Origin of the sequence: Citrobacter sp. Marseille-Q5395 (assembly GCF_947057495.1) — a bacterium.
Classification (GTDB): Bacteria; Pseudomonadota; Gammaproteobacteria; order Enterobacterales; family Enterobacteriaceae; genus Citrobacter; species Citrobacter murliniae.
Genome location: NZ_CAMSEL010000018.1, coordinates 1 through 17,370 on the forward strand (window position 1 = coordinate 1; position 17,370 = coordinate 17,370).

At 48.1% G+C, this 17,370-nt stretch carries 16 protein-coding genes and 1 riboswitch; of the genes, 4 read left to right on the forward strand and 12 right to left on the reverse strand.

Annotated elements, in window-relative coordinates:
• Window positions 1-246, forward strand: a 246-nt coding sequence (locus tag OH663_RS18945; protein ID WP_263525791.1) for a hypothetical protein, incomplete at its 5' end; no start/stop codon positions are given.
• 25 nt (window positions 247-271) lie between these two features.
• Here OH663_RS18945 and murI read toward each other — a convergent pair.
• Together murI and btuB are read right to left on the reverse strand one after the other, a co-directional pair.
• On the reverse strand, window positions 272-1,123 hold the full coding sequence (murI, locus tag OH663_RS18950; RefSeq protein ID WP_048223449.1) for a glutamate racemase: 852 nt from the start codon (window positions 1,121-1,123) through the stop codon (window positions 272-274).
• Complete coding sequence (btuB, locus tag OH663_RS18955) at window positions 1,068-2,951, reverse strand: TonB-dependent vitamin B12 receptor BtuB (RefSeq protein WP_045449384.1); 1,884 nt, start codon at window positions 2,949-2,951, stop codon at window positions 1,068-1,070. The genes murI and btuB overlap by 56 nt, the downstream gene beginning before the upstream one ends.
• A gap of 65 nt (window positions 2,952-3,016) precedes the next feature.
• Window positions 3,017-3,212, reverse strand: a riboswitch (cobalamin riboswitch).
• Between the two features lie 115 nt (window positions 3,213-3,327).
• Between btuB and trmA the strand changes: the two genes are divergently transcribed.
• Window positions 3,328-4,428 (forward strand): tRNA (uridine(54)-C5)-methyltransferase TrmA, encoded by a 1,101-nt coding sequence (gene trmA / locus OH663_RS18960; RefSeq protein WP_200013361.1) that lies wholly within the window; start codon window positions 3,328-3,330, stop codon window positions 4,426-4,428.
• A 57-nt stretch (window positions 4,429-4,485) separates the two neighbouring features.
• Here the strand turns inward: trmA and OH663_RS18965 are convergent, their stop codons facing one another.
• Window positions 4,486-4,845 carry a YijD family membrane protein gene (locus OH663_RS18965; RefSeq protein WP_045449381.1) on the reverse strand — a complete coding sequence of 120 codons (360 nt, stop codon included), beginning with the start codon at window positions 4,843-4,845 and terminating at the stop codon, window positions 4,486-4,488.
• A gap of 15 nt (window positions 4,846-4,860) precedes the next feature.
• Window positions 4,861-5,496, reverse strand: coding sequence for an HTH-type transcriptional repressor FabR (fabR, locus tag OH663_RS18970; protein ID WP_003028862.1), 636 nt, complete (start codon window positions 5,494-5,496; stop codon window positions 4,861-4,863).
• 191 nt (window positions 5,497-5,687) lie between these two features.
• Between fabR and sthA the strand changes: the two genes are divergently transcribed.
• Window positions 5,688-7,088: a Si-specific NAD(P)(+) transhydrogenase gene (gene sthA, locus OH663_RS18975; protein ID WP_048223440.1), complete on the forward strand. Its 1,401-nt coding sequence runs from the start codon at window positions 5,688-5,690 to the stop codon at window positions 7,086-7,088.
• Here the strand turns inward: sthA and oxyR are convergent.
• The 8 genes from oxyR to OH663_RS19015 all read right to left on the reverse strand — a co-directional run bounded on the left by oxyR (window position 7,071) and on the right by OH663_RS19015 (window position 16,216).
• Window positions 7,071-7,988 (reverse strand): DNA-binding transcriptional regulator OxyR, encoded by a 918-nt coding sequence (oxyR, locus tag OH663_RS18980; protein WP_045449377.1) that lies wholly within the window; start codon window positions 7,986-7,988, stop codon window positions 7,071-7,073. The two genes, sthA and oxyR, sit on opposite strands and share 18 nt — an antisense overlap.
• A 268-nt stretch (window positions 7,989-8,256) precedes the next feature.
• Window positions 8,257-9,738 (reverse strand): FGGY-family carbohydrate kinase, encoded by a 1,482-nt coding sequence (locus tag OH663_RS18985; RefSeq protein ID WP_200013362.1) that lies wholly within the window; start codon window positions 9,736-9,738, stop codon window positions 8,257-8,259.
• 10 nt (window positions 9,739-9,748) lie between these two features.
• The gene (locus tag OH663_RS18990; protein WP_048223436.1) at window positions 9,749-10,630 is read right to left on the reverse strand and encodes an L-ribulose-5-phosphate 3-epimerase; all 882 of its coding nucleotides are present in this window, start codon (window positions 10,628-10,630) and stop codon (window positions 9,749-9,751) included.
• Window positions 10,630-11,676: an ABC transporter permease gene (locus tag OH663_RS18995; protein WP_200013363.1), complete on the reverse strand. Its 1,047-nt coding sequence runs from the start codon at window positions 11,674-11,676 to the stop codon at window positions 10,630-10,632. The genes OH663_RS18990 and OH663_RS18995 overlap by 1 nt, the downstream gene beginning before the upstream one ends.
• A gap of 13 nt (window positions 11,677-11,689) precedes the next feature.
• Complete coding sequence (locus tag OH663_RS19000) at window positions 11,690-12,682, reverse strand: ABC transporter permease (RefSeq protein ID WP_200042382.1); 993 nt, start codon at window positions 12,680-12,682, stop codon at window positions 11,690-11,692.
• Complete coding sequence (locus OH663_RS19005; RefSeq protein ID WP_048223429.1) at window positions 12,675-14,192, reverse strand: sugar ABC transporter ATP-binding protein; 1,518 nt, start codon at window positions 14,190-14,192, stop codon at window positions 12,675-12,677. Before OH663_RS19005 ends, OH663_RS19000 begins: the two co-directional genes overlap by 8 nt.
• A gap of 61 nt (window positions 14,193-14,253) precedes the next feature.
• On the reverse strand, window positions 14,254-15,258 hold the full coding sequence (locus OH663_RS19010; RefSeq protein ID WP_048223427.1) for a substrate-binding domain-containing protein: 1,005 nt from the start codon (window positions 15,256-15,258) through the stop codon (window positions 14,254-14,256).
• Between the two features lie 145 nt (window positions 15,259-15,403).
• Entirely contained in the window at window positions 15,404-16,216 is an 813-nt protein-coding gene (locus OH663_RS19015) for a DeoR/GlpR family DNA-binding transcription regulator (RefSeq protein ID WP_048223424.1), read from the reverse strand.
• A 430-nt stretch (window positions 16,217-16,646) separates the two neighbouring features.
• On the opposite strand from OH663_RS19015, the gene araD reads away from it, so the two are divergent.
• A complete protein-coding gene (gene araD, locus OH663_RS19020; RefSeq protein WP_200012991.1) occupies window positions 16,647-17,339 on the forward strand; it encodes an L-ribulose-5-phosphate 4-epimerase in 693 nt (230 codons plus the stop codon).
• The last annotated feature ends 31 nt before the right edge of the window (window positions 17,340-17,370 follow it).

Consider the following 17,370-nt stretch of genomic DNA (forward strand, 5'->3'; position numbering starts at 1 on the left):
TGCCCACACAGATTGTCTGATAAATTGTTAAAGAGCAGTGCCGCTTCGCTTTTTCTCAGCGGCGCGGGGTGTGCATATTACGCCATCCCGCTTCAGAGTCAAGCATTTATTTTTGCTTTTCTCCGCGAAGTTCTCAGTGGAACCCCGCTGACCCGGCGGCCTGTAGTCCGTTGTTCCGTGTCAGTGGAGGCGCATTATAGGGAGTTATTTCAGACTGACAAGGGGAAATTTAAAATAACTTTCTGAGTGCGTGTTTTTTCACCAAAACTGATTAAACCGTCAGCTTTTCGAGCGTTTTGAAGCCATAACGCTGCAAAACGGGCAATAATTGTTCAGCTTCTGTCGTCATTGCCATGCAGAAGGCAATGTTCTCATCAGTTGATTTCGCATCAGGCGCTTCATGTTCTAATAACCAAGCCGTTCGACGCGCAATCGCTGCTCCTGAATCCACCAGTCGCGTCCCTTCAGGAAGAACCTGCAAAAGTTCTTCCTGTAATAGAGGGAAATGCGTACATCCCAGGACCACCGTATCCGGTGGCTCTGGCATCCGTAGCCACGGCCGCAGAATACGACGCAGTTCCTCCAGGGAAACGGGTTCACCGTGCAGCTTCGCTTCAGCCAGCTCCACCAGCTCAGCAGATCCCAGCATTGCAATCTGGCATTCGTTAGCAAACCGCTCAATCAGTTCGTGCGTATAAGAGCGCTTTACTGTCGCACGCGTAGCCAGTAACCCGACGATGCCATTAGCCGTGAGTCGCGCCGCCGGTTTAATAGCGGGTACAACACCAACTACAGGGAAGGCGAACTTTTCGCGTAAGGCGGGGAGTGACACCGTACTTGCGGTATTACACGCGATGACAGCAAGTGAAAGGGGGTAGCGCAGCTGAACCGCAGTAACTATCTCAACGACACGCTCGACAATAAACTCCTCGCTCTTCTCTCCATAAGGAAAGGCAACGTTATCGAAAGCGTATATATAGTGGAGATCCGGCAAGAGATTCCGGATCTCATTGTAGACCGACAACCCACCGACGCCGGAATCAAACACCAGCACGGTGGGACGTGGATCAGAAGGTGTAGCTGCCAGACAAGGTGTATTCCCGTCCTGCAGTTTGGTAGCCATATACTGTCTCGTAATCTTTATCGAACAGGTTGGCGATTTTACCACGAACTGTCAGCTGTGAGGTGACCGGATATGAAAGTCCAATATCCCACAGACTAACACCACCTAGTTTAACCGGATGAGAAGTGCCGGTTGCTTCGTCATAGGCGTTGTCATTGCGCTGCCCCATATACTGGTAAGCCACATTCCAGCCGAGATCATAAATCTGCCCCGTCAGCTCATACTTCACCTGCTGTTTCGCACGGCGAGCAAGGGTCTTATTGGTTTCATCATCGCGCGGATCAACATATTGCAGCGTCAGGTGATGTTCCACCGGGCCGGTCGTCACATTCCCCGTCCACTCAAGCCCCTTAATAGTTGCCGACTTGACGTTGACATACTGGTTGAGGCCATTAGTGCTTTTATAGTCTATCAGGTTTTGAATTTCATAACGGTATGCCGAGAGACGCCAATCCAGTGGCCCGGTTAAACCATCAATCCCCGCTTCCCACTGTTTAGACTCTTCTGGCTTCAAATCCGGGTTGGCAGAGATACCAGAATAATATTCCGAAGCATAACGTGTAGCGCCAAACTGCTGACCCAGAGACGGCGCCAGGAAGCTGGTTCCGTAGGAAAGCGTTGCGCGATAGCCGTCCACAAACTCCCAACCGGCGGCGGTCTGCCACGTACCATGCCAGCCAAACTGCTCGTCGTGGTCTTCACGGCCTGAAGCTTCCAGCGTCACACTATCGATCTGCTGTTGCCCGGTCAGGTAAAGCCCGGTGGTATCGCGTTTGTAGACATCGGATTTTGTTGTGCTGCTGGATGTCAGCTTTTCCTGTTTCCAGTCAACACCACCATTAATCGCCCCATGCCCGACCTCAACGCTATTACCCCACTGGATATAGCGCTGTTCCATGTCATCCAGCGTGGCATCACCCGCATAGCGACCAAGATTATTGGTGTAGTTGTAATTTTTAAGATGTTGGTAATTAGCGATCAGTTGGGAAGAATAGATACCAGAATTGTAGCGCAGACCTGTATCCCAGGATTGGTTGTAATTCTGGCCTTCTTCATTACCTTTAGCAGAACCATATGCTGAACCCTGGTCGTAATCGCTGTTAGCGGTATAGCTATAGCCGCGGAAGAAGCCAGAGAGGTTATCGTCAAACTTGTGCTGCACGCCACCCCAGAACAGCTTATTACGGTAGCCATCACGATCGCTGTCACCGCTGTAAGGAGAATTAGGCTGGATATTAAAGCCTTTGGTGGTCTGGTACGCGCCGGCCGCTGTCACCATCGTGTCGCCAAAACGCTTGTTAACCGCACCATCATAGGTCTGGTAGCCGTGCGTTCCCATCCCTGCATTAATTTGCGCGCGCTCATCATCCGACATGGTAATGATATTGACCACACCACCAATCGCGCCAGATCCGTACACCGCTGAACGCGGTCCGCGAATGTATTCAATGCGTTGCACCAACGATACCGGAATCTGACCAATATCAATCGCGTTGCCAATACCCGCACGCGCCATTGGCACACCATCAATCAATACCAGAACATGGCGCGATTCAGTGCCACGGACATACAGAGAAGAACTACTCCCCATACCGCCACTCTGCGAGATGTCCACACCAGGAAGGCGGCGCATTACGTCATTGAGATCTTTTGACTGCCAGCGCTGAATATCTTCATGTGTCACCACATCGGTAGGCGCCAGAACAGTATTAACAGGCTGCTGAAAACGGTTCGCAGTGACGACGAGTGTATCCGGGCTAGCGTCCTGCGCCCAACCAGAAGATGCCGCGACGGAGAGTGCCGTCAACAGCAACGATTTTTTAATCATTGTAAAGCATCCACAATATAAGAAGGATGCCGCAGGCCCCACCGATAGTACGCGATGGTGAAAACCAGATGCGACGTTAGCCGGCAGGTCTTCGGGCTTGGAAGGTTATTCAGGATATAGAATAAAAAGAAATGAAGACTTCCCACCCGCAGGCAGTGTCTGCTTACGCTCTCATCTCACCTTTCTTTACCGCTGCGCGTCAGCTCCAGATTCACACTGGATTCCCTATTAACTCACAGGACCGGAACGCGGATGCTACAGTCTGTTACAACCTTGTGTCCAGACCGTATATCACAATATCGGAAATCATCAATAACTGGACATCTACTGAGCAATCCCTACAATCCCCGCGTACTTTTATTTTTCAGGATACATCATGACCCCCGAACACCTTCCGACAGAACAGTATGACGCGCAGTTAGCTGAAAAAGTGGTGCGTTTGCAGAGCTTAATGACACCATTCTCTGATCAAGCTCCGGAAGTGTTTCGCTCACCGGTCAGTCATTACCGCATGCGCGCTGAATTCCGCCTGTGGCATGACGGTGATGACCTGTATCACATCATGTTCGATCAACAGACCAAAAGCCGTATTCGCGTCGACAGCTTTCCGGCGGCCAGCGAACTCATCAACACGCTGATGACGGCAATGATTGAAGGTGTTCGCAACAACCGTATCCTGCGTCACAAACTCTTCCAAATTGATTACCTCACCACCATGAGCAATCAGGCGGTGATATCTATGCTGTATCACAAAAAGCTGGATGACGAATGGCGCCAGGAAGCCAAGGTATTGCGTGACGCGTTGCGTGCACAGAATCTGAACGTGCATCTGATTGGTCGGGCAACCAAAACCAAAATCGAGCTCGATCAGGATTATATCGACGAGCGTTTGCCGGTTGCGGGGAAGGAGATTATCTACCGCCAGGTTGAGAACAGCTTTACACAACCCAACGCCGCCATGAATATTCAGATGCTGGAATGGGCGATTGATGTCACCAAAAATTCAAAAGGCGATCTGCTCGAACTTTACTGCGGCAACGGTAACTTCTCACTAGCCCTGGCACAAAATTTCAACCGCGTACTGGCAACCGAAATCGCCAAGCCATCTGTTGCAGCCGCACAGTACAACATTGCAGCCAACCACATAGATAACGTACAAATTATTCGTATGGCAGCTGAAGAGTTTACTCAGGCGATGAACGGTGTACGTGAATTCAACCGTTTGCAGGGAATCGATCTGAAGAGCTACCAGTGTGAAACCATTTTCGTGGACCCACCGCGTAGCGGTCTGGACAGCGAAACGGAGAAGATGGTGCAGGCGTATCCGCGAATTCTGTACATCTCTTGCAACCCGGAAACACTGTGTAAGAACCTGCAAACATTAAGCCAGACGCACAATGTTTCACGTCTGGCTCTGTTCGATCAGTTCCCGTATACGCACCATATGGAGTGTGGTGTATTGCTGACAGCAAAGTAGTTTGCAGTCCTGTAGGCCCGATATGCACAGCACCATTGGGCCTACAGAGCGGAGAAATTATTCAGAGATCTCCTGCTTACGGTTACGCACTTTGAAGCCGATCCAGAACACCAGAATTACCGACAGTACCGCCGGGAAGAAGTTAGAGCCGATATCCGGATATTCAGCCCGCACTACGGTACTGTACAGCAGGACGCCGAGAATGAAACAGGCAGCAGCCAGACCCGGCAATCCCACAGGCATGGTGCGATTTTGGTAACGTTGATGCAGGCAGTAAACCGTCAGCACCAGCGAAATAATCGGGAATACAGAGAATGGCACAATGGAGCTAAACAGCGCCGCGAATGTGCCATTGATCGATAAGCCAGCAACCAGCGCCAGCAGCAGAGTACCTTTATCTTGACCTGACTGTTTCATTGCTCGTCCTTCTCGTTACTCGGAGTGATGCGTCATCTTCTCTTGTTCACGTCGGTACCAATAAAATGCGCCTTTCGCGATCATGCGCAGCTGCAATACCAACCGCTCTTCCAACTGCCGGCGCTGTTCTGCGCCAACATCCAGTGCCTCTGCCCCCGCACTGAAAACAATCGTCACCATGGCTTCAGCTTGCGCTTCAGTAAACGCACGAGGCATATGGTTTTCGAGTTCCAGATAGTCCGCAAGTTCCGCAATGAAATGCTGAATTTCACGCGCTACCGCTGCACGAAACGCTGCGGAGGTACCAGAGCGCTCGCGCAATAATAAACGGAAGGCGTTGGGATTGTTGCCAATGAATTCCATAAATGTTGAGACCGAGGTACGGATCACACTACCGCCCTTGGCGATACGCTGACGCGCCTGGCGCATTAGCTGGCGCAGCATCAGACCACTCTCGTCTACCATCGTCAGGCCGAGTTCATCCACATCGCGAAAATGGCGATAAAAGGAAGTTGGGGCAATGCCCGCTTCACGAGCGACTTCTCGTAAACTGAGGCTGGCAAAACTACGTTCTGCGCTCAGTTGACTAAATGCAGCTTCTACCAGCGAACGCCGGGTTTTTTCTTTTTGTTGCGCTCTAACGCCCATCACGATGTCTGAATCCTTCCATATACCTTGCTGGCACTATACCAGAGATTAGGTTGTTGGCATGGCTTTGTGAATGTTTGTTTACGCGCAGTTTGTGCTTCGACTTCGCAAAAAAGCACAACGATAATTGGGTTATCCCGACAACGATGTTACTATTCTGTTGCTTTTATGTATAAGAACAGGTAAGCCTGACCATGTCACATTCCTACGATTACGATGCAATAGTAATAGGTTCCGGTCCCGGCGGCGAAGGCGCTGCAATGGGTCTGGTTAAGCAAGGAGCTCGCGTCGCGGTTATTGAGCGCTATCATAATGTCGGCGGCGGTTGTACCCACTGGGGCACTATCCCGTCTAAAGCGCTCCGCCACGCAGTCAGCCGTATCATTGAATTCAATCAGAACCCCCTTTACAGCGACCATTCCCGACTCCTCCGCTCCTCCTTTGCCGATATTCTCAATCACGCTGATAACGTGATTAACCAGCAAACGCGCATGCGGCAAGGGTTTTACGAGCGTAACCACTGCGAAATTCTGCAGGGGAATGCCCGCTTTGTTGATGAACACACCATTGCTCTGGAATGCCACGACGGCACAGTGGAAACGCTAACGGCAGATAAATTTGTTATCGCCTGTGGCTCACGCCCTTACCACCCTGTTGATGTCGACTTCTCCCACCCGCGCGTTTACGACAGCGATTCTATCCTCAGCCTGCACCATGAACCTCGCCATGTGCTGATTTATGGCGCTGGCGTGATTGGCTGTGAATATGCGTCGATTTTCCGCGGAATGGACGTCAAAGTTGATTTAATCAACACCCGCGACCGTCTGCTGGCGTTCCTCGACCAGGAGATGTCCGATTCGCTCTCTTATCACTTCTGGAACAGTGGTGTTGTTATTCGCCACAACGAAGAATACGAGAAGATTGAAGGCTGTGATGATGGCGTCATCATGCACCTGAAATCCGGCAAAAAGCTGAAAGCCGACTGCCTGCTGTACGCGAATGGTCGCACCGGGAATACAGATTCACTGGCGCTGGAAAACATTGGCCTGAAAACAGACAGCCGCGGGCAGCTCAAAGTGAATAGCATGTACCAGACAGCGCTGCCGCATGTGTATGCCGTGGGAGATGTTATCGGCTATCCGAGCCTTGCATCTGCAGCCTACGATCAGGGCCGCATTGCCGCCCAGGCGCTGGTGAAAGGTGAAGCTAACGCACATTTGATCGAAGACATTCCGACTGGCATTTACACCATTCCGGAAATCAGCTCTGTCGGGAAAACCGAACAGCAGTTAACAGCAATGAAAGTCCCTTACGAGGTTGGTCGTGCTCAGTTTAAACATCTGGCTCGCGCCCAAATCGTCGGGATGAGTGTAGGAACGCTGAAGATCCTGTTCCATCGTGAAACCAAAGAGATTTTAGGGATCCACTGCTTTGGAGAACGCGCTGCCGAAATTATTCATATCGGTCAGGCGATAATGGAGCAAAAAGGTGGTGGTAACACCATTGAGTACTTCGTTAACACCACCTTTAACTACCCGACCATGGCGGAAGCCTATCGGGTAGCGGCGCTAAATGGCCTAAACCGCCTGTTTTAACGCACTGTCGAAATGGCCATCCATTGCTCCACGGATGGCCTCTGCCAGCTGTTCATAACGGCTGCGCAGCGGCGAGCCAGGACGATACACCAGGCCAATCGTACGGCGTGGTTCAGGCTTAATGCACGGCAGATAGACAACACCATCACGTTTACGCTCCGGTGGAACCGCCAGCGCGGGCAATAAGGTAATACCGCTGCCTGCCGCCACCATGTTACGCAGCGTTTCCAGGCTGGTAGCCCGGAAATGGGTATCTTCATCTGCACCCGCTTCAAAGCAGAAACCCATCGCCTGGTCACGCAGACAGTGGCCATCTTCCAGCATCAGCAGTTTTTCACCCGCCAAATCGGACATCGGAACGCACTCGCGATTTGCCCATGAATGTTCTTCATAGATCGCCAGCAACATCGGCTCATCAAATAGCGGAACTTCGATGAATGCCTCACTCTCTTTCACCAGCGCCAGAATTACGCAGTCAAGCTTACCGCTATCCAGTTGCGCCAGCAGCTGATGCGTCTGCGCTTCATGCAGGTACATTTCCAGTTTCGGGAAGGTCTGGTGCAACATAGGGATAATATGCGGCAGCAGATAAGGTCCCACCGTTGGGATCAAACCAATATGCAGAGGACCAGACATTGTCTCGCCTTGTTGGCTTGCCATCTCCTTGAGCACTTTGACCTCACGCAGCACAGTGCGCGCCTGATCCACCAGCAGTAAACCTGCCTGAGTGAACAGCACTTTACGACTCGTACGCTCCAGCAGCATGACGCCAAGCTCATCTTCCAGCTTACGGATTTGCCCGCTAAGCGTTGGCTGGCTGACGTGGCAGGAGTCCGCCGCTCGTCGGAAGTGACGATGTTCGGCTAGCGCTACCAGGTATTCAAGATCACGAATATTCATTATTCATCCTCCATTGCCACGATAGTTCATGGCGATAGGTAGCATAGCAACGAACGATTATCCCTATCAAGTTTTCTGTTTAATAATGCACCACAGAAACGGAGCGGTACCCTTTAACCCTTGAAGTCACTGCCCGTTCAGAGAGTCTCTCTCATACTCGAAATAACTAAAGCCAACGTGAACGTTTGCGGACCTCTGGTCCGCTTTTTTTTTGCGTAAAAAAGCCCGGCTTAATGCCAGGCTGGATTGATACAACAATGTGCTGTTGTTACGTTGCTACCGTGCTCAGTGCATCAGCGACACGTTTGAACCGTTCGAATCGGCTCCGCAACATACTATGTTTCGCCGCATCCGGCTCCAGGCGAATCACTGGTGGCAGGGTCGCTTTAATCGCCTGTTCAAAACCTGAATAATCACCGGTTCCCACGGCAGCACACATTGCAGCCGCCCGGCAACCGGACTGTTCAATATCAACAATCTCAATCGGCAAGTTACTGGCATCGCAAAACATTTGCATCCAGATGCGCGAATGCGTTGGACCACCGGTAAAACGAATTGATTCCGTGCCGTCACTGAGCTGCAACAATTTGTCCTGATGCAATAAATGCGAAAAAACGACACCCTGATAGATTGCGTAAACCATATCCGCAACATCGTGATGGCCTCCTAACCCGAGAAATCCACCACTCAATGAATCGCAGTAGTTTGAGCCGTACAACCAGGGGAAAAATAGAATGCAGTCCTGTTTCTCGTAGCCACAAGCCGCCCATTGGTTGAGCGTGTCATGATCGTCCAGTAAATCCGGGAAAAAACGATTAATAAACCAGGTCAAATTACTGGCAGAAGTAGGGCTTCCTTCATGGGCAAAGTATTGCCCAGGGATACTGAATTTCCCCCACACATACGGATATTCTGCCGGAATGATGTTATCAAAAACGCGGGTGGCAATAGACCATGTTCCAGCAACAGCGCTGAGTTGCGTATTGTCATACACTCCGGAGGTCATTGCTGCGCCAACAACATCAAAGACGCCGCCAAAGACCGGCGTTCCCGGTTTTAATCCACACAATGCGGCAGCGTCTGTCGTAACGACTCCTGCCAGATCGGCGGAGCCGATCACCTTAGGCATACACCCCATCATCTCTTCAATGCCAAATATCGAGAACAATTCAGGATCGAATTCATTACGTTGCAGATTGAATAACTGGCTGCCCGAAATATTGGTCTCTTCACAGGTAAATTCAGCCGTAAGGCAGTAACGTATGTAGTCGTGAGCCATCAAAACATAGCCCGTACGTGCGTAATTCTCCGGCTCATGCTGCTTCAACCACCCCAACAACGCGACCGGATGAGAAGGCCATAGTTGTTGGAAACTGCGTGGATAAGCCAAACGATCGATATCCTGCGCCTTCCAGGCAGTAACCAAGGGCTGGGCCCGAGAATCAGAGGACACAATACCATTGCGTACCGGGTGCCCTGACTTATCGACCAGATAAAGCCCCTTACCGTGTGAGGAAAAACCAATCCCGTGAATCTGTTCCGCTGAAAGATGGCTCTCTGTCAACGCTCGCCGGATAACTTCACAGGTTGTCATCCAGAGGTCAGTCATATCACGTTCACAAAACCCCGCCTGCGGACTCAATAATGGTAAGGTCTGGGCGGCCACAGTGATTTCCTTACCCTCGGCAGTGTAGAGCCCCACTTTGGTAACAGTGCCGCCCAAATCAATGCCCATATAGTAATGGTCCATCGTATTCTCCTTATCCGGCGATAAGCGACCGCTCGTCATACCATCCAGCCGCCTGCATCTTGCTCTCTATCCACTGGCGTGCGTGAATAATTTCCAGTAATGGCTCTGCAGATTTTTCCGTCCACATTTCTATCAAGAAGGTTCCCCGATAGTTAAGTTGGCGTAATATTTTGAATAATTTGATAAAATCTACGCAACCTTCACCAAAGGGAACATCGCGGAACTGCCCTGGGGAATCCGGTGTCACTGGAAATGTGTCTTTAAGATGGATTGCGGCAATCCGATCAATACCTTTTGCCAGTTCACTCTCCAACTCGTTGCCCCATGCAGTTAGATTGCCGACATCAGGATAAACGGCAAACCATGGAGAGTTAATTTTGGCATCCAGCAATTTCCATTTACTGATGGAGTTAATAAAAGGTGTATCCATAATTTCCACAGCGCACATAACCTGTGCAGCCGCAGCTTGTTCCGCCGCCCAAGCCATCGCATCTTCAAACCAGGCAATAGTTTCATCATTTTGCGGCTCATAATAAACGTCATAACCGGCAAGCTGGATGGTTCTAATCCCCAGATCCTGCGCCAGTCGTAGCGCTTTTTGCATAATAATTCGCGCTTGCTGTCGGGTATCACTATCGCGACTGCCAAACGGAAAACGTCGATGGGCAGAGAGGCACAAGGTTGGAATACGTACCCCTGTCTTCTGAATGGCGCTGATAATTTCCATACGATCCGCAAGGGACCAGTCCAGGCGAGCAAGTCGGTCCTCACTCTCATCCACCGACATTTCAACAAAATCAAAGCCGCATGATTTAGCCAGTGCAAGCTTCTCGACCCAACTGGTGTTCCTGGGGAGCGCCTTTTCATAAATACCTAACGGGTGGCTACGCATTATCTTCCCTCACGAGTTGCCAATTGTTGTTGAAACGCTTTCCGACTGTTATTCATGGCGCGCCGTGCCTGCCATTTTTGTTTGAAGAACTTAAATGCCAGTGCGGCAATCAATGTAATCCCCCATACAGCCAGATTAAAATGCAGGCTAAGACCAAGCAGGCTAAGCCCGGTAGCAATAACCTGGAGCACCAATAGTGCGCAAAATACATGAGCAACTTTGCCTACCCCACCGAACGGATCGGTGCCGCCCAAAACAATAGCCAGTACTGTGAGCAGAAGATAAGAATCACCATACCCCATACGAGCGGAATTGAAGCGGGCAAGCATAATCAGCCCCGCCAGGACGCATAACAGACTGGAGATAGCATAAATAGCAATCAGCACGCGCTCAGTGCGAATGCCGCTAAACCAGGTTGCATTAATATTGCTGCCGCACATATAGATGACTTTTCCAGTGCGCGTTTTTCCAAGGAATAGTGCCAGCCCGAGAGTCGTAATGATAAAAATCACCATCGGAACCGGCATCCCATAAATGACCTCTGACCCAATGCTACGGACTATCGGTGGCATACCACTTAAGGCAGCGCCTTTAGTGAGATAAATACCAATACCACTGATAATCGTCATACTGCCCAGTGTTACCAAAATTGGGTGTGCGCCAACACGAGAGATGATCATTCCTGTCACAACGCCAATCGCGACAGCGATCATCATCGCTCCCACTATCGCCAAAAATAACCACCCTAACTGCATACTGGTAGAAGCATCAGCAGGTACAAATTGGATCAACAGCCAGGCCATAAACAGGCTGGTTAGATTAGCGGTACCAATAATCGCCAGATTCAGCCCACCGCTCAGCATTGGCACAAACATCGCAAAAGTGAGCAATCCCAACTCGGGTAGCTGGAAGGCAATACTCAGAAAAGTATTATCGGTAAAAAAACGTCCGGGCATCGCCAGGCTAAAAGCCACTACTGCAAAGAAACATATCGCCAGTAAGCCGGAGCTGGTGCCATCAATTGGTAAAAATGCCTTTTTTTTCATTTCACGCCCCCTGTCAGACAAATCCAACGTCCGTTTCTTTACGCTTTTTGTAATGGGTGACGCAGATAGCCGAAACAATCACCACACCGATGACGATATTGACGAAGTAGCTGGACACGCCAATCAAGTTGAGACCATTTTTGAGTATGCCGATGAGGAAGACCCCCATAAGCGTACCGATCACCGAACCACGACCTCCGGATAAGCTAGCACCTCCCAGTACAGCAGCGGCCAGAACATCCAATTCACCGCCAACCAACGCATTGGGAACAACCTCGCTCATGCGGTAAGCCTGCAGCATTCCGCCGATCGCCGCCGCCGCGCCAAGATAGCCGTAGGCGAACAAATAAATCAGTGAAACCCGGATACCAATACGCCGCGCCGACTCTGTACTGCCGCCCACAGCATAAAGCTGACGTCCAATATGGGTTTTCGTCATTACAATCCATGTAAAACAGGCCATGCCCAGCATCACTATCAGAGGTAATCCAACCTGATAAACCTCCCCTTCAAATTCGAAGCTAAAAAGGGAACGTTGCGTTATCCACCAGTCAGGTAAGTCATAGATACTGTGACCATTAGTCAGCCACATCAACATGCCGAATAACAACGACTGCATACTGATGGTGATAATGATGGAAACTACGTTGAGGTAATAAATGAGGATCGCATTGATCAGGCCAAACAAAACACCCAGAGAAATAGCAACCCCGAGACATAGCAGTGGATTGGCTATTGTTTCGTTAAGCAGTAATGACGCCACCACATACTGAACAACTGAGGCTACAGCAGCGAATGAAATATCAATTCCTCCTGTCACCAGCACAACAAAAAGCCCGAGGGCAAAGATCCCTGTAACGGCATAGCTTTCTGTCAGATCCAGCAGGTTTTGAATTGACAGAAATTGATCATTCATAAGAGAAAACAGTACCAGCATCAGGGCGATAACCCATCCCAGCCATCCTTCGACTGAACGTGGAAACCGCAGGTGCAATAAACTAGCCATTAATCACCTCCGCTAGCTGTTGTTCGGTATAGAGAGAAGGCTGCAGTTCGTTAATAATCTTCCCACGCCGCATGTGAAAAATACGATCGCAGTTGTAATACGCTTCTGGCGCTTCATCAGTAATCAGCAAGACTGAAATACCTACACCGGAAAGCCGGTGAATAAGCTGATAAATACTGTCTTTCGCTCCTATATCGACACCAACTGTAGGGGCATCAAGAATAAGTACTTTTGGACGCGTTAAAATCCATTTCGCCAGCACCACTTTTTGTTGATTACCACCAGAAAGTGTTGAAAGTGGGTTATCAGGATTGGTGACTTTAATATCCAGATCCTGAATCCATTCTTTAACCAAGGCGTCCTGGCGTTTTTCATCAATAAATTGCCATGGTGTTTTTAACCGGTTAAGAATCGAAAGTACCATATTGTCACTGACTGACTGGGATAAAACCGCTCCCAATGTAAGACGATCTTCAGAGACATAGGCAATACCTAATTTCGCTGCCTGGGTATTATCTTTAATCACAACTTTTTTACCCTCCAGATAGATATCTCCGCTATCTGGATGAGTAATACCAAATAGGCTCAACGCCAGCTCTGTTCGTCCCGAACCTAACAAACCGCACAATCCCAGAACCTCACCCTGGTGAAGTTTCAGGGAAATATCTTCAAATTGTCCTTTCCTGCTCAACTTTTTCAGCTCAAGGACAACTTTACCTTCAACACTATTCGGTAATTTTTTCTGGTGAACAATGGTCCTGCCGGTCATCAGTTCTGTGATGCGTCCCGGAGACAACTGTTCAGCTGCCCAGGTACCTATAATTTCACCATCGCGAATAACCGTGATACGGTCGGAAATCTCTTTGACCTCATCCAAGCGGTGGCTAACAAAAACTACAGTGATATTTTTATGACGGAGATAATTTACCGTACGTAGTAGTTGGTTAACTTCGGTACGAGTAAGTGAAGCCGTTGGTTCGTCCATTATCACCAGTCGGGCTTCTGCGACCAGAGCACGACAAATGGCAACCTGCTGGCGCTGCGCAATAGGCAAATGCTGAACCAATGCGTCAACATCGAGGTTAAAATTTAATTCCTGTATAATCTTCTCTGATACCGCTTTCAGATGTGCTTTTTTGTGCCACCTAAAATACCCCTTAAGGTTATATTCAAAGGCTATGTTTTCTGCCACCGTCAAATTAGGAAATAATGAGAGATCCTGATAAATAACCTGGATACCTAACTCGCGAGCTCTATCTGGTGAAAGTCTGGACCAGGATCTATTATCAATAATAATTTCGCTACCCGTATCCGGGATATACACACCACTCAGCGTTTTTATTAATGTACTTTTACCACAACCATTTGCACCAGCAAGACAGTGGACTTCACCTTTATTTAGAGTGAGATCAATATTTTTTAATGCCCGATGACCGCCGAAGCTTTTAGTTAACGATTTTAACGTCACTAACGGTTCACCTGTATTTTTCTCTGTAATATGAGGCATCATACTGTTCCTAAACGACCAAAGGATTTCCGGGCCAGTTTAGGCCCGGTGATGCAAACTAAAATTACAAACCTAACTTCACTAAACGTTGCGTATTTTCCAGATCGAGTTTTTCAGGGTTATCGCTGAGAATGGTGTTGTTCTGAACTTTAATTTCTCCCATATCACCGATTTTTACACCATCCTTAATTGGCTCACCGTTCATCATCGCCGTGGCGACCTGAACAAACACTTTACCTGCAGTCATCGGGTTAGAAATGTAGCCGCCATCGATAGCACCTTTTTCCAGCAACTTAATGCCCTGGCCTGGGGTGAACGTACCAAATACGCAAATTGCATCATTTTTCTTACGTTTATCAATAGCACGGCCTGCACCGATTGGTCCCTGCGAACCAAAAGACATGATGCCTTTCAGATCTTTGTATTTAGACATCAGATCATTGGCTGTACGCATAGAGTCATCTACAGACTCCGCTACACCAAAGCGATCCTCAACGAGCGTCATTTTAGGATAATGTTCTTTTTGATAAGCAATGGCGGCATCAGCCCAGTCATTCACCAATGGAACCGTCAGACTGCCTACAAACATTGCGTACTTCCCTTCTTCACCCATGCATTTCGCCATGTCTTTCATGTGATTGGCGCCCATCGTTTGGGTGTTAAGCAACTCAAAGTCCCAGTCAGCATTGGCCTGGTTCGGTGACTCATGAGTAATGACTTTAATACCAGCCTCCTGGGCGCGCTTTAACACCGGTTCCAGAACTTTCGCATCATTTGGAACAACGCCAATCACATCAACTTTCTTGGCGATTAAATCTTCAATAGCTCGCACTTGCTCGGCGGGATCCGCAGTTGTCGGTCCTACTTGCCAGGCATCTACACCTAATGCTTTACCTTCTTCCTTAATGCCTTGTTCCATCACGTTAAACCATGGAATACCACCAACTTTTACCACGACGCCCATCGTAAAAGGTTTATTCGCTTTTTGCGCTGCTGCAGGTTGTTCTGCCCATACAACAGATGATGACAAAGCTGCAGTAATCAGACAGGGTAAGATTAATTTTTTCATCGTAAATTCCTTAAGAAATATTCTTCATATGTCAGGAAATCCCGATAAAAATATCAGCCTGACTTTTTATTTATTTCAACTTTCCTCTGGTATTGGCTAAATAATCGGGCACAGCCTTAATTATTTAGTTAACGACTAACATCTATTACTTATCGACTTCTACTACATTTAATTGCGGGTAAAGGCTACGATAACGTTCGTCAATACAATTATTAGTAACCATGACGTCAATTTCATCTAACATACAAATTTTACTGAATGCATACTGCTCAAACTTACTGGAGTCTACCATTAATATTTTTTGAGCAGAGACCTGAAGCATCACCTGTTTTAATCTGGCATTTATTTCGCTGCCATCTCTAACTCCATTCTCCAAATTCAGCCCCTGACATGAAAAGAAAAAGCTATTAATCTGGAAATTCCTGATCGCACTCTCTGCTACTGGTCCATGAAAGTCATCATGACGCTCTGAATACTCTCCGCCGATACCAATAATGCGAACTTTATCCCGGCACGCTAATGCCTGGATAATCCGTAACGAATTCGTCACAACCGTAATATCAATATCCGGAATCTGCCGGGCAAGAAACCAACAGGTGCTACTGTTATCCATCAAAATACAATCGCCAGAGCGAATAAACTGCAACGCCGCCTTGGTTATTTTGGCTTTAACATCGGGATGTGCTTCAGTACGCTTGCGAAATGACTCTGCGCGATCCACGCTATTTGTTTGCCAGGTTTTATCTTCTGTTATAGCCGTAGATATTAAATCAGGAGCATCCAAAGATACGGCGCCGCCAAAACTGCGGGTGAGTTTCTTTTTTTGTTCAAGTTTTGTCAAATCTCTTCGAATAGTTTCCTGGGATACCTGGCATAATTTCGACAGTTCCGTTACACGCACAGCGCCCATTTGTTGAACGTGTGCGCAAATTATTTTATAACGTTCTGCCTGCAACATAATTTCAGCCCACCAAGACAAAATTCACTGTGTCTACATAATTAATCTTTTTGCCTTAACTTAAAGTGATTGGTATCAAGAATTGCTTTACAGAAATAATACACAATTAACAGTGTGATCTAAGTTTAATTTATTGATGTAATAAATGAATTTTATAACGCAATAGTGAGATTTTCATCACAGAATTAATCTCTTTTCTTATTTAACTATCACAGCATAACGACTAAACGGGCATATACGGGCATCAATAAAATAGAAAAACACGCCCGAATACTTCCGAATTTGACCGTTTTAGCCGTTTTATACATAAGTATCGTCTGCTTGTATTTTACATCTTATGTATTCGGCGTAATTTAAATAGCAACATAATTTCCCAGCAAAATTAAAGAACTCATTTTTATAAAGCTAAATAATATTTCTGGAGTCAAGAATGGATACACTGAAGGAAAAAGTATTTAACGCTAATTTATCCTTGCCAGCCCATCATCTGGTGACGTTTACATGGGGCAACGTCAGCGGCATGGATCGTGAAAAAGGCATAATGGTCATTAAACCTTCTGGTGTCGAATATGACAGCATGAGCCTGGATGATATGGTTGTTGTCGACATACAAAGCGGGAAGGTTGTTGAGGGGAATAAAAAACCTTCATCTGATACCGACACACATCTGGCTCTGTATCGCGCCTTTCCAAATATCGGTGGGATCGTTCATACCCATTCCCGTCATGCCACCATTTGGTCACAAGCAGGAAAAGACTTAATGCCGCTGGGAACAACGCATGCGGATTATTTCTACGGTGCGATTCCCTGTACACGAACGATGCTTGATGACGAGATTAATGGGCATTATGAACATGATACCGGCAAGGTAATCATTGAAACATTTAAACAACGTGGAATATCTCCCGACCATATCCCGGCAGTGTTGGTTAACAGTCATGGTCCTTTTACCTGGGGAACTGATCCCGCCAACGCGGTTCATAACGCTGTCGTGCTTGAAGAAATTGCCTATATGAATTTGTTCACACAGCAACTGCAACCCCATTTGACTGCCATGCAACAAACGTTACTGGATAAACACTTTTTAAGAAAGCACGGTGATAATGCTTATTATGGTCAGTAAAAAATAGGTCTTTTGACAAAAAGCCTGGCAC